Source organism: Streptomyces sp. MMBL 11-1 (assembly GCF_028622875.1).
Classification (GTDB): Bacteria; Actinomycetota; Actinomycetes; order Streptomycetales; family Streptomycetaceae; genus Streptomyces.
The window spans coordinates 3725868-3738060 of record NZ_CP117709.1 but is presented as its reverse complement, the minus strand read 5'-3'; the positions used below and the strand labels follow the sequence as shown (position 1 = coordinate 3738060).

Below are 12193 nucleotides of genomic sequence, written 5' to 3'. Positions count from 1 at the left end.
AGTGGCGCGGGCCCTTTTCGCTGCCGTGATCACGGGTGGGGCCACTGGCGTGGCCGCCCGGGAATGCGTGACGCCTTGCGAGATGTTCATCATTCAACTAAATTGATCGCAGAACACTCGCCCGGAGGTGGCTTCCATGCCCGCAGTGACCGTCGACAACCCGCTGACCCTGCCCAAGGTGGCCGCTTCGGGTGACGCCGTGGCCCGTCCCGTCCTCACCGTCACGACCGCGCCGAGCGGTTTCGAGGGCGAGGGCTTCCCCGTCCGCCGCGCGTTCGCGGGCATCAACTACCGGCACCTCGACCCGTTCATCATGATGGACCAGATGGGTGAGGTGGAGTACGCCGCCGGGGAGCCGAAAGGTTACCCCAGTTGGGGGCGTACTGTCATTCACCCCTTCTGAGCTGGGACTATGCGCACATGCTTCACCTTGAGTACAGCATCACGGGTGTCAGTGGCACCCGCACGGTTGCGTGTCCCGACACTGCCGCTTCCGTGGTCCTGGGCGTGATTGGCGGCTTGTGCTCGACGTACCCAATCGACGCCATCGCGGAAGTCATGACCAACGTCGGAAGCCCGCTTTGGCGAGAGATCACGGTAAACGGCCGGCGGACCCTCAGTGAGGGGCGCGATTGGGAGCACCGTTCGGGCGGCGTCGTGATCCGAATGCGAGAAGCCCCGGAACGCTCCGTGTAGGCACGTCCGGGGCTTCCTGGGTCAGTTGTGCGGCGTGACGGGCGTTGTGTATCCCGCCCAGGGTGACGATTCGGGGACCTTGAAGCCCCGCCATCCGGTCGGTACCCGCCCCCTCAGCGTGGAGTGTTCCCACTCTTTCCAGCGATCGGCGCACACTGCGAGCCACTCGTACGCGCCTTCGCGGGTGTCCCATTGCAGCGTTTCCGGCTTGCCGTCCTTCCCGGGCAGTGCACAGTAGTCGCCCAGGATTTCATCAAAGATCACGAACTTCGGATGCTTACGCGCACGCCACGTTCCGTTTTTCTGCCGTATCAACGTGCGCGGCATGACCCGGTATCGCCGCATTACTGCCCCACCCGCTCACGCGCGATGTCGTACGGCACGGATTCGCCCCCGATGACCGGCACCCTGCCCCATGTTCGGTAACAGCGCATGAGCCACGCCCGCGCGCCGTCCGCCGTGTGCCATTCGAGCGGCAGCACGTTCGCGCCTTCGTCGGCAGGCGGCAGGGTGCAGTACCCCTTCAGTTGGGCGTCAAAGATTACCCAGGGTCGTTGTGCGACCGGCGTGACGCCTTCGCCGTGTCGCCGTACCTCTTGCCGCCATTCCGGCGGACGTTGTGTCACTCGGTATCGACGCATGGGGACACCGTAGCGACACACCCTCAGTTGGGGGAGAGCGTGACGAGAATCGACCCTTGACGGGCTTCCCACGTGCGCCCACGTTCGACTTCAAACCGCCCGTCGGTCACAAGTTGCATTCTGAGCGGCGCGACCACGTTGAACATGATGTGTGCAAGCGTCGTCGTGTCTTCGTCGCTGAAGGCTGTACGGACCGCAGCGGCCAACGCTTCGGCAGCGCTATCGACGGTTGCCGTCACGGCTTCGTCTCCGCCGTGGTCTTCGATGACCCAGGAAATTCGCATGGGGGCAGGCTATCCGGCGGGTACGACGAAGCCCCGTCAGCGACGTGTGCACGGACGGGGCTTCGACTGGGGCAGCTCAGTGCGGGTGATCCTTGCCCTGGGGGATCGGGTCTTCGTCGCTGCCCGTCACCCCAGGGCCTTGATACACGTCTTGAGCCGGCAGAAATAGGGACACGTCACAGACTTCGCATCCGGAGCAAGATCCCCCTTGCTGGGTTGCCGGACATGCCATGCGCGCTTCTCCTTCGAGTCGGGGTCATGACGAAGCCCCACCCGCAACGGGGGCGACGGGTGGGGCTTCTCTGCCAGGGGACAGGACCCGGCATTACTCAGGAAATCAGAGAAGCCCCGCACCAACCGCCGGAGTTGCGGTCAGTACGGGGCGTGTGGTAGCGGCTACCGGTTGACCCAGTTCGGCACGGGGGGTCGGTCCATGACGTCACACACGTACGTCAGCACGTCGCCCAGGCGCTCAGCGTCGACGTGCTTGCCTTCGTCTTCCAACGCGTCCATGCGTAGGCTCAGCGCCGCTTCGATGCCCGGACGGATCGCGCCTGTCTCGAAGAGTGCGCTGATCACCCCGCCGTCTTGATGCCCACGAAGCCGTTCGCGGATTTCATGATCACTCAACCGGGTACCGTCGCTCAGTTCGCTCATGCGCTGAGGGTAAGGGCACGGTCACGTTTGGCGCACGCGAAAAAGCCCCGTACCGGCCACCCGAAGGCAGTCAGTACGGGGCTCTGGGTCACACGGTCAGCTCAGCGTCGAGCTGGGCGAACTTCTTACGGACGGTTGCAGGGTGGCGCGACGCGGCGGCAGCGACCTCAACGGCGTCGAGCTTGTGACGCCACCCTTGCTCGATGATCGCGTTAGCTTCCTTGTTGCTGAGGCGCGCGCCGTGCGGGTTGGCCGGCTCAGGCTCAGGCATGTCGAGCACCTGATGGTTGAACACGGCTTCGCGGTCCGGCTCAGGGGCCTTCTCCGGGGCGCTCAGGTAGTCAAGGAACGAGTCGTCATCCAAGAACACCCGGGAAGGCTCTTCGTCCTTCTCAGCGGCGCTCAGGCGGCGGGCGGCAGTCGGCTTGTCTCCCGTGATCGGGGTCAGCATGTTCGCTTCGTGCTCGGCGTCGGCAAGGGCCTTCATGTACACGGGGCCGACCTCAGCGAGAAGCATGACAAGGGCGGGTGCGATCAAGTGGACAGCGACGCCGACCCAGTCACGCGCTGACACGCTCAGCCACGTGTTCAGAAAGACGGAGCTGAGACCGGTGACCCAGCGGAAGGCGACCGGCCACGCACCTAGGTGCGTCACTCCGTGCTTCGCCAACGTGCTTTCGGCGCTGAGAGCCATGATGAACGCCGCGTCCACGATCAAGCCCAGGACCCAGCCGGACCACGCCCATTCGCTGTGCGCGCTGACGAAGGGTGTCGTCGTCATGAGCGAGTAGAAGACAAGCCCCGTGATCAGGAACCATCGTCCCGCCGTCAGCACCTTGCGTGTGCGGACAATCGCCTTCGTGTCCAACTTCCGTACTCCCTCAGTAAGTTGATCTTCTTCTGAGGGCCAGTAAGGGAGTCGGTGACTTGCCCGTTAGAGGGCGACGAACGGGCCCCACGTACCGCCCGGGGCTTCCCACGTCTCTTCGGGCGTCCACGTGTCCGCCGGTCCGTCGTTGTCGTCACGGGAGCATGTGGGCGACAGCTCGACGCCCAGGCGCTCAGCAAGTTCGGGGTCGCACACGAGCCCCGGGTCGCCCCAGTCGGCATCGGGCGACTCATGCCCGGGGTTTCCTTCTTCGTCCGGGAACGGAAGCCATTCGTCGGGTACTTCGGGAAGCCCCGGAACGACCAGGCTGGTTACGTCATCCAAAATCTTGCCGTCGCCCTCAGCATCCTTCAGCAACCCTTTGCTTCCCGCTTCGGCCGGCTGAGTGGTCGGCTTCGCGGACGGCTTCGCGTGCTTGCCCTTCGGTGCCGCCTGGGCGGTCTTCTCCGGCACTGTCGTGGGCTTCGCGTGCTTCCCAACGGGCGGCAGCGTCAGCGGCGTTGTGGTCGAGCTGGGGGACGTGGCGGGGACCGGCTTCGCGGCTTCGGTCGCGTCGGGCGTGGTGGCGACGATGGGCGCTTGCTGGGGTACGGCGAGTTCCGGGGCGTCCGGTGACGTGAAGACGAGAGCGCCGATTCCGAATGCTGTTGCAGCGGACGCAACGGTTGAGGCAATGAAAGTGATCTTGGTAGGCATGAGTCCCCGATAATTTTGCTTGTGTGATTTCCGTGAATCAATCGTGCATGTTGCACGGGTATGCGGAAGGCCAAATTCCGTAACGCTCACGCAACGAACTGTTGAACACGCGGGTGGACATACTCGCAAGAGGTCCATGTCAATGGAAAAGGGACAAGTGCGCCTGTTTCGGGGCTTCTCACCCACTCGACCGCAGCGACCAACTCACCAGTGTCTTTACGCCTGCCAACGATGCGGAACCCGGCGTACTTGGGTGCAGTCGGAGCGCTGAGAAGCCGAGAAATCAACTTGCCGTGCGCCCGGAAGACCGCCTTCAACTCCCCACAGGATTGGATCGGTTCATCGGTAAGAGTCCCGCCCAGGACCCGGCAAGGGAGCCATGCGCGGGCAGCGCCGGAAGGCACCCAGACAGACAGTGAGAGTTCATACGGGACGGCGTGAGTCATGGTTTCCCCCTGCGGAATGAGTGCTTCCTAATGTTCGGATGCGAATGGTTGAACTCTGATCCTTCCTGGGTCGTGTTGTAAAGCATTCGTGAAGATGAGGGGCCGGTCATCCGTAGGTAGGAGGTCAGCCCTAGGGGCTCATCCATTCGAACGGCTGTGCGAATCGGTGTGTGGACGACCCTACTCCCGGACCCAGGGCATATGCCAGGCAAAATTAGCTGACGATGCGTCAGCAAACACAGAAGACCCCAGGCTACTCATGTGAGTAGCCTGGGGCTCAGTCCTGGGCTTACAGCTTGACCCAGCGGAACAGGTGCGCTTCCTTCGGGTTTCCGTCGCACTTCGCGCCGTGCGCCGTGCACTTCAGTTCGCGTATCTCCGGCATCGGGCAGTCCCTTCGGTCAGTGCTGTACGTAGCCGTAGCGCTCGAACCGGTCGACTTCGAAGGCGGCAGCGGCAGCGGCGTAACCCGCGTCGAAGCCTTCGGCGGCGTAGTCGAACTGCCAACCGGTCAGCTCTTCGCCGTTGCTCAGGAGGACGCGCACGGTAAGCGTCTCGTCCTTCAGCTTGATCTCAGCGGTCTGGTTCTTCTCGGCACTGGTGAGCTTCACGACGTTCACGGTGTGTTCCCTTCGGCGGTTTCTTGCTTACGTGAGGAACAATAGCCTACTCACGTGAGTAGGCACAACACCTAGACGAGAGCCAAGCCCCGTTCGAGAAGCGCCGTGATCTGCTCACCGGTGAACGCGCCCCGATGCTCCGCTATTGGGTTTTCGTACGGGTCGGCGTCGTCGTACACGTACACGGTCGGCACGACCTCAACTTGGCCGGCGCGGCTGTCGTACGACGTGACGTCAAGGAACTCCGGCTCGACGTCGAGCGCCCAACACGCTTCGTTGAACACGGACTTGATGCGCCGGACGCGCGCGTTGTGCTCCGGAAGGTCCACAAGAACGGCGTTGATCATCGGTCGTCGCGCTCCCAACAATTCGTCGTCGTACGGGGCGAGTTGGGCTGAGCCGGCTGACCCGGGGTCGCGTTCCGCTGCGGAGCCTTCGGCGTGGTCGGCTTGTTGAACTTCGGGGCCGGAGCCGGAGCCGGACGGGGGGCAGGTGCGGGACGCGGGGCGGGTGCGGCAGCGGCAACCGTCGTGAAGGTCTGACACTCCGTGTTGTCGTCGCTGTCGGCGCATCCGGTCAGCACGCCAACAGCAAGGGCAGCGGTAGCGACAAGGGCAGTGGTGGACTTCTTCACTTCGAACTCTCCTCAACGTCGGTGTACCCGACGCGTGTCTTGTGGGCGTTGCGTACCAGGGTGTAGATGAGCGACAGCGCCGCAGTCTTCTTCGGCCCGTACCCGAAGCCGCCGTTCAGTTGGCCGTGTCGGTCAAGGTCGGCCCACTCGTCAACCATGTCGTCAAGCACGTCGATTGCCGCCGGGCTGAGCGACAGAAACGGGTTGGATGCAGGTTGCCCGCAATCGAGCTTGTGAACGTTCGTGCGCCCACACTCGATACAGCTCACGTCTACTCTCCAAACAGGCCAGGCTACTCACGTGAGTAGCCTGGCCCTAGGTCGTCAGGTGGGGTCTTCGTAGAGCCACTGTGCGAGCGACAGAACGTCGAGCGGCGTCGTCCCCTCAGCCCAGTCGAGCGGCCGGAGTAGCGCGTGTGCGCTCTTCCACGCGTCGTGTCGCTCCGCCATGCCCTCAGCGCGCTTCTGTGACGCTGTCTTGCGTGGCGACTTCGGCTCAGTAGGCACGGCGGTAACCCACACGGTCACGGTCGAGCGCCGCGCGGATCTCAGACTGTCGACGCGCCTCAGCGGTCCGCCAACCCTCAGACGTGCGCGCGGCGGTCGTCATGACCTTTTCCGCCTTTTCCGCCTCTGAGACCAGCCATGCGGCAAGCTGACGCGCCTGAGCCGGAATCATCAGAGCGCGGTCATTCGGTACGGCAATGCTGATCTTGCCCGGTTCGTTCGACTTCACGAAGCCGATGACGCGGCCGGTTCCCTCGGTCTTAAGGACGGCCTTCGTTTCGCTGGTGACCTGCATTGTGTTTCTCTCCTTAGTGGGATTGGTGAAGACGTTCAGAAAGAAGCGGGTTTCCCATTCGGCCATACTCAACGGGAAGCCCAGCGTGTAAGGGGTCACGCGAATAGCTCCAGTTGCTCAGGGGCGAATTCGTGCCGGCTGAACTCGACGGCTTCCCCAGCGACGAAGACGGCTTGACCGTGCCTGCCGACGCGTACCGCCCAGTCGGGGACTTCGTACGCCCAGACTTCGAAGTCGCATTCAGCTAGCACGTGGCCCCATCCGTCGAACCACGCATTGAGCGCTTCGCGTGAGTCGAACCCGCAGCGCTCGTTCGACCGGATGTCCCGCAGCAACGGGTCAGCCTGGGGGGATGGGTGCGTTGAATAGCTGTGAGCGCACGACATGCCCCAAAGTCGTTCATGGTGCTCGCCTGAGACGCCGTTGCAGGTGTACGGGCCGGATGGGAAGCCGTTGTCAAGCGCCGACTTGTGACCAACTCTCCAGACCTTCACGCCGTTCTCTCCTTCGTCGTGTGCTGGCTCTTGCGTGCCCCGGGTGGGAGTCGAACCCACTCAAACCCGGTTGATCAATCCGCGCTCTGCCGTTGAGCTACCGGGGCGTTCGGGGCCGGAGCCCCTTCGTGCTAGCGGCGACGGGCGTTGAGGGCGAACGCCACCGAAAGGCACACGAGTGAGAAGTTCTGAAGCATGTCGGTCACGAACTGAGCCATGGGTGTTTCTCCTTCAGCGGGTGCGGCAGGCAAGCGACTTGATGAGCGGGACCGATTCCGCGAACGTCCGGCGCACAGTGCTGATCACGCCGCCTTCCGGGTTGCGCGTGACGAACTCGATCATGTTCCGCCGGCCGGACCGTGCGACGTTGACCGTGTGGCCGCTGGTGAGTGCGAAGGTCTGCACTGTGCTTCTCCGTTCGTTCGTGTCTCTCGTTTGCCAGTAAGGGAGTCGGTGACTAGGGGCGGAACCGGTCGTTGGCTCCGCCCCTGGGTGGCTACTTGCGTCCGGCAAACGTCGTCATGGCGGCAGCGGCTTCGGTGAGCGCCTGGGCGTGCTCGACGTCGAACAGGCTGACCGCAGCGGCGTAGCGCTTCGCGAATGCCTTACGGCCCTTCGAGCGGTTCCCCATGACGTTCTGCCGCGTCATGCCCAGCGCCTCACTGATGCCGTCCATGTCGCATCCGTCGCCCCAGCCGTAATCAGTGACACCCTTGATGCCGAAGGAGTGGCGCAACACGTCGCGCTGAGCCTGCCCCAGGGAGTCAAGACAGTCGTTAACCCGCCCGTGCTTCTCGGCACTGTCCGCCATCCGGTCGTCAGACACGTTCCGAAGGTCTTCGGTCAGTGCGCCTTCCGTTGCCGTCGAGACAGCGGAACGGATGACCGCCATGGCGTCGAGCACGTAGCGGCGCTCAGTCGGGTCACTGGGGACCTTCACGGCGTCTTCGAGCGCGTCAACGTCCGCCGGGGTCGTGAAGCCCGTGGATGCCGCCTCAAGGGCGTCACAGAAGGTTTCTCGGGTGTCGGCGTCGGCAGGCATCGGAACGTAGCGGGCGAGCACGTGAGCGGCTTCGATCAGCGCGCCCCGACCAACCTTCGGGCGAACTTCGTCGTCAAGGTCTTCCATTTCAACGGCAAGGTTCAGCGTGTCGGCAAGCGTGCTTTCTCCGTCGTCAACGCCGCCGGTCGTCACCTTCCGGTCGAGCGAAACGGCACCCTGCCACGCCATGCGGGCGGCTTCGGCACGGTCGGCGCTCAGGCGCTTGCCCTTCGGGGGGAGGGTCTGGGCGAGCTTCGCAGCTTCGTACGTGTCTCCGTCAGCGGCTTCGAGCATCGCGGCGAAGGTCTTCACGGCGTTCTCGTCGGCTCCGGCGTTCCCGTTGCGCTGAGCCCGTACCGCGTCCTTCAGGGTGCCTTCAATGGTCGAGTAGACGTATCGCTCGAACGACTCAACCGTGGTGTCGGTGAAGCGTGCCAGGGCTTCCCAGACGGCAATGCGGCCCACCTGAATGAATTCGTCCCGGTAGTCAGCGAAGCGGGGACCACGGTGCGGAGCCATCCGGCGCGCTGCCTTGCCCGCAAGGACTTCTACGCGGGACTCCGTGGCCTTGATGACGTCCGCAAGGGCGGCAAGGTCGTTGTCCTGGGCGGCGTTGATGGTGGCGATAGACAGCACTGGGTGACTCCCTAGGTCGTTTGATTCCGGGTAAGGGAGTCGGTGACCTAGGGCGTGCGGACATGGGGCGTCAGCGCGTCACGGCAGGGTTCCGCATGTGTTCGAACATGCGGGGGCAACCGATGAAGGTCACCGACTCTGCCGACGGGGGCTGATCAGCTCCGGTCCGTCGAACAACACGAACGTAACAGGTGACTACTCACGTGAGTAGTCACTAGGTGGCGACGTGGTACCCAGGGAGACACTGCCGAGCTTGCGCGGGTTGTAGCTAAATCGAAGGCGTGACGTCGCCTCATCCTTCAGATGTACGGGTCTGGCATATTCACGGAGCCCCGTTACCTTCGCGATACAGGTAACGGGGCTTAGGTACTCCGTCAGATGGAGCGCCAACCTACTCACGCTAGTAGGCTTGAACTGTGACTGTCCCGTTATCGAACAGCGGGCAGCGTCGGACGGTTCCGCTTAGAAGTCGGCCCCGTACAGGGAGCCCCAGGAACGCCCGCCAAGCTCCGCTTCCGCCGTGACCGGAACGCCGAAGAGATCCATCGTCATGCAACGCTCGAACTCGCGCGCAATGTCTCGCGCGTCCTCCTTCGGTGCGCTGAACACGATCTCGTCGTGAATCGGGAGCTTCATGTACTCCAGAAGCCCGGCGTCGCGCATGTTGAGCATGGCTTGCCCCAGGACGTCACGCGCCGCTGACTGGCACTGGTAGTTCACGACCGCATACGTACGGTGTCGGTCGAGCGGGAGCCGGCGACCGGTCACGGAGACAGTGACAAGCCCCGTGTTGCGCGCTTCCCGCTGCCAACGCGACGACGCGCGCTTGATCTCCGGGAACACGCGGTCATACTCAGCAACCGCACGGGCAATCTCCGCTTCGGTCGCTCCGGTCTGTCGAGCGATCGTGGCGACGCCGCCCCCGTAGACCTTGCCGAAGCCTGCCCCCTTGAAGACCTTCCGATCCCGCCCCGTGGCAGCGGCACCCTTGATGAGCCGTGCCGTGTACATGTGGATATCGAAGCCGTCCGGGTACAGCGCCGGGTCCGGGTCCGGGTCGCAGAATCCAGCCTTCATGCGCTTCACGTCGGCCAGTGCAGCCAACACGCGCATTTCGATTGCCTGGAAGTCGACGGACCCGACGATGTGGTTTTCTTCGTCGCCCAGGATTGCGCGGCGAATCATCCAGTCCGAAGACGGCAGCGTTTGAGCCGCGAAGTCACCCGAAATCGACATGCGCCCCGTGCGCGCCTGAAGAGTGTTGAAAGTCGGGTGGATGCGCCCGTTGGCGTCGTGGTTGTTCGCGAACTTGTCCGCGTACGACGTGACCCACTTCCCAGCGCGCTTCGCACGAAGGACGGCTTCGGCCAACGGGTTAGGCGCACGCGCCCCGATACGGTCCCAGTCCCGGTCAAGGTCCGCCAACGGCAGCAAGACGGCTTTGTCAACCTTCAGCGCTCCGCCGTCAGTTGTCTGTGTCAGCGTCTCGCCCATGGCAAGCAACGCTTCCGACACCTGAGCGCCGGAGTTGACGGAGTCGACGCCCCAACTCGCCGCTATGTACGCGTACTTCTCTTCTTCTTCGCGGAGCATCCGCCGGAGAGTGTCCACATACTCAAGGTCGAGCACTAGGCCGGCCCGCTGCATGACCGCGCACATGTAGGCGATCTCGTGTTCGTACTCAAGCAACGTCGGGCGGATACTCAGCCGCTTGTGTTCGGCGTCAAGGGCAGGGTTCAGCCGTGCCGTGTAGATGACGTCAAGCCCGGCGTACAGGTTGTAAGTCGGGTGCCGAAGGTCGATGCCCGCGAAGCCGGTTGCTTTCGTGAGCCCCAGCGACCGGAAGACCGCCGTTAGATCGCCCTGGGTGTCTGGGGCAGTCGGGTCGACGTAGAACGCGCTGAGGGGCTTGAGGCCGGTCCCAATGCCGCCTTCCTGGGGCTGACGCGGGTCGATCAAAGTTGCTTTGATCTTCGTATCTACGGTTCGCGGCGCGAGAGATTCCAGGGTCACGCCCGAATGCGCGTCCAACACAAGCCAGTCAAACATTGCGTTGTGAATCAGGAAGCGCGGGCAGTGCTTGAGAACGTAATCGGCAGCTTCCTTGAAGCGCCCGCCCAGTTCGTAATGGATGACCCATGCTTCATGCGTGGTGCCGAATTGCACTGTGCGCAGACGGTAATTCGGGGCGTAGATGTCGAGCCCCGTGGTTTCCGTGTCAAGCGCGAGTTCCGGTTTGTTGCGCGCCCAGTGCATGAAGGCGCGAAGATCAGCGTCAGTCTCCGGAACGAAAACCGTGATCGGCTCACCGTTGACCTTGTGCCCGTAATGGATCACGGGGCGACTCCCTTCGTAGCTGTCAAGTGCCACGAAGGGAGTCGGTGACTATCTACCGCTGACAGCACATCCCAACGGACATGCCCAACGCCGTGTAGTAGGCGAGTTGCCCGTCACGCTTACAGAACACACACCGTCCCGTCACGCCGTCCGGCAAGGGCGTCGGTTCCCAGTCGGGAAACGGGCCCATGACCAACGTCCCGCACGGGGCGCACTCACACCCGTCTTCGTGCTCCATCACGCGCCCCCGTTCCGTGCGTCCAACGTCGCCTTCAACTCCCGGAACGCCGCGAAGGCTTGATGCGGTACAACGCCGTTGCCGATGCGCTCCAACTTCTCTTTGTGCGTGAGCCCCGGTACCGCCGTGACCCACCCGGGATCGAGCCCCATAAGCCACTCAGCGAACTCCGGAGAGAGCTTCACGCCGCCCCTGGGGCCCCGGATGATGGGTACGGGTGCCGCTGTCTGCCGGATCGTCTCCCATCGGTACACAGCGCGCGCGAACGGGCCCCACCACTCAGCCGGCGAATGCGGCCCGTCGTCCGGCAGCGTGTCTTCCGGCGTCACGTTCAGCAGGAAACACACTTCGTCTTCGAGGGTCGGGCCGTGCCCCCCAGCCTTCCGCTTGTCCGGGTGCTGGGCGGAGCCGTTGGAACCAAGGTTCGCCGTAGGCGTCTTGAACAGCGTGTCGGCACGGTCGCGCGGGAAGAGCTTCGCCACTGCCGTCACAAGGTCGTCCCCGCCCGCCCCGGGTCGGTCCGCCTTCGCGTAGTCCGGTCCTCGATCGGCGTCAGAAACCGTTGGGGTCGGAAGGAGTGGCAACACAGAACCATCGGAGCCTTTCGTGCGGGGCTCCGATGTCACTAGCTCGAATAGCTGTCCAGACCGCGTCATACCCGATTTCGGAAAGCGAACTGAGCACTGCCGCTTGTCCCCGATTTCGGATCGCTCCAACGTTTTCCAGGTAGACGTATCGGGGTCGAATGACCCGAATTCCTTCAGCGATGTTGAACCAAATCCCGCTGCGCTCACCCTGGATTCCCTCTCGCTTGCCCGCGTTGCTGATGTCTTGGCAGGGGAAGCCCGCCGTGATCGTGTCGACTTCGCCGCGAAGGTCTTCCCAGCGCGCTTGCTGTACGTCACCGATGTTCGGCGCGTCCGGGAATCGGTACGCCATGACTTCGCACGCCGCCTTGTGTACCTCAGCGACGACCGTGACCTTGTCTCCGGTGAGCGCTTCAACGGCTATGCCCAATCCGCCGTATCCCGCGCACAGTTCTAGGATTGCCACCTTGAATCCTCCCTTTGTCTGCCTAGAAG

Annotated in this window: 15 protein-coding genes, 1 tRNA gene and 1 pseudogene; 1 reads left to right on the top strand and 16 read right to left on the bottom strand. The window is 63.5% G+C overall.

Annotated elements, in window-relative coordinates; all coding sequences use genetic code 11:
- Nucleotides 1-136 precede the first annotated feature (136 nt).
- Nucleotides 137-370 (top strand): annotated as a pseudogene (locus tag PSQ21_RS16150) (pirin family protein); the annotation flags it as partial.
- A 347-nt stretch (nucleotides 371-717) separates the two neighbouring features.
- On the opposite strand, the gene PSQ21_RS16145 reads toward PSQ21_RS16150, so the two are convergent.
- From PSQ21_RS16145 to PSQ21_RS16070, 16 genes are all read right to left on the bottom strand, one after another.
- Nucleotides 718-1023 (bottom strand): hypothetical protein, encoded by a 306-nt coding sequence (locus PSQ21_RS16145; protein ID WP_274031222.1) that lies wholly within the window; start codon nucleotides 1021-1023, stop codon nucleotides 718-720.
- Between the two features lie 337 nt (nucleotides 1024-1360).
- Complete coding sequence (locus tag PSQ21_RS16140) at nucleotides 1361-1621, bottom strand: hypothetical protein (RefSeq protein WP_274031221.1); 261 nt, start codon at nucleotides 1619-1621, stop codon at nucleotides 1361-1363.
- Nucleotides 1622-2017: 396 nt separating this feature from the next.
- Nucleotides 2018-2278: a hypothetical protein gene (locus tag PSQ21_RS16135; protein ID WP_274031220.1), complete on the bottom strand. Its 261-nt coding sequence runs from the start codon at nucleotides 2276-2278 to the stop codon at nucleotides 2018-2020.
- A gap of 88 nt (nucleotides 2279-2366) precedes the next feature.
- Nucleotides 2367-3146 (bottom strand): hypothetical protein, encoded by a 780-nt coding sequence (locus tag PSQ21_RS16130; RefSeq protein ID WP_274031219.1) that lies wholly within the window; start codon nucleotides 3144-3146, stop codon nucleotides 2367-2369.
- Between the two features lie 66 nt (nucleotides 3147-3212).
- Nucleotides 3213-3863, bottom strand: a complete 651-nt coding sequence (locus tag PSQ21_RS16125; RefSeq protein ID WP_274031217.1) for a hypothetical protein — start codon at nucleotides 3861-3863, stop codon at nucleotides 3213-3215.
- 847 nt (nucleotides 3864-4710) lie between these two features.
- A complete protein-coding gene (locus PSQ21_RS16120) occupies nucleotides 4711-4929 on the bottom strand; it encodes a hypothetical protein (protein ID WP_274031216.1) in 219 nt (72 codons plus the stop codon).
- 71 nt (nucleotides 4930-5000) lie between these two features.
- The gene (locus PSQ21_RS16115; RefSeq protein WP_274031215.1) at nucleotides 5001-5276 is read right to left on the bottom strand and encodes a hypothetical protein; all 276 of its coding nucleotides are present in this window, start codon (nucleotides 5274-5276) and stop codon (nucleotides 5001-5003) included.
- Between the two features lie 283 nt (nucleotides 5277-5559).
- Nucleotides 5560-5832 (bottom strand): hypothetical protein, encoded by a 273-nt coding sequence (locus PSQ21_RS16110; RefSeq protein WP_274031214.1) that lies wholly within the window; start codon nucleotides 5830-5832, stop codon nucleotides 5560-5562.
- A 226-nt stretch (nucleotides 5833-6058) separates the two neighbouring features.
- Nucleotides 6059-6463: a hypothetical protein gene (locus tag PSQ21_RS16105; protein ID WP_274031213.1), complete on the bottom strand. Its 405-nt coding sequence runs from the start codon at nucleotides 6461-6463 to the stop codon at nucleotides 6059-6061.
- Nucleotides 6460-6858, bottom strand: a complete 399-nt coding sequence (locus tag PSQ21_RS16100; RefSeq protein ID WP_274031212.1) for a hypothetical protein — start codon at nucleotides 6856-6858, stop codon at nucleotides 6460-6462. The genes PSQ21_RS16105 and PSQ21_RS16100 overlap by 4 nt, the downstream gene beginning before the upstream one ends.
- A 35-nt stretch (nucleotides 6859-6893) precedes the next feature.
- Nucleotides 6894-6965 (bottom strand) — tRNA-Ser (locus PSQ21_RS16095).
- A gap of 124 nt (nucleotides 6966-7089) precedes the next feature.
- A complete protein-coding gene (locus tag PSQ21_RS16090) occupies nucleotides 7090-7263 on the bottom strand; it encodes a hypothetical protein (protein ID WP_274031211.1) in 174 nt (57 codons plus the stop codon).
- A 91-nt stretch (nucleotides 7264-7354) separates the two neighbouring features.
- Nucleotides 7355-8536 carry a sigma-70 family RNA polymerase sigma factor gene (locus tag PSQ21_RS16085; RefSeq protein WP_274031210.1) on the bottom strand — a complete coding sequence of 394 codons (1182 nt, stop codon included), beginning with the start codon at nucleotides 8534-8536 and terminating at the stop codon, nucleotides 7355-7357.
- A 462-nt stretch (nucleotides 8537-8998) separates the two neighbouring features.
- On the bottom strand, nucleotides 8999-10873 hold the full coding sequence (locus PSQ21_RS16080) for a DNA polymerase (protein ID WP_274031209.1): 1875 nt from the start codon (nucleotides 10871-10873) through the stop codon (nucleotides 8999-9001).
- A 237-nt stretch (nucleotides 10874-11110) separates the two neighbouring features.
- Nucleotides 11111-11602 (bottom strand): DNA (cytosine-5-)-methyltransferase, encoded by a 492-nt coding sequence (locus PSQ21_RS16075; protein WP_274031208.1) that lies wholly within the window; start codon nucleotides 11600-11602, stop codon nucleotides 11111-11113.
- A 61-nt stretch (nucleotides 11603-11663) separates the two neighbouring features.
- The gene (locus PSQ21_RS16070) at nucleotides 11664-12164 is read right to left on the bottom strand and encodes a DNA cytosine methyltransferase (RefSeq protein WP_274031207.1); all 501 of its coding nucleotides are present in this window, start codon (nucleotides 12162-12164) and stop codon (nucleotides 11664-11666) included.
- Nucleotides 12165-12193 lie beyond the last annotated feature (29 nt).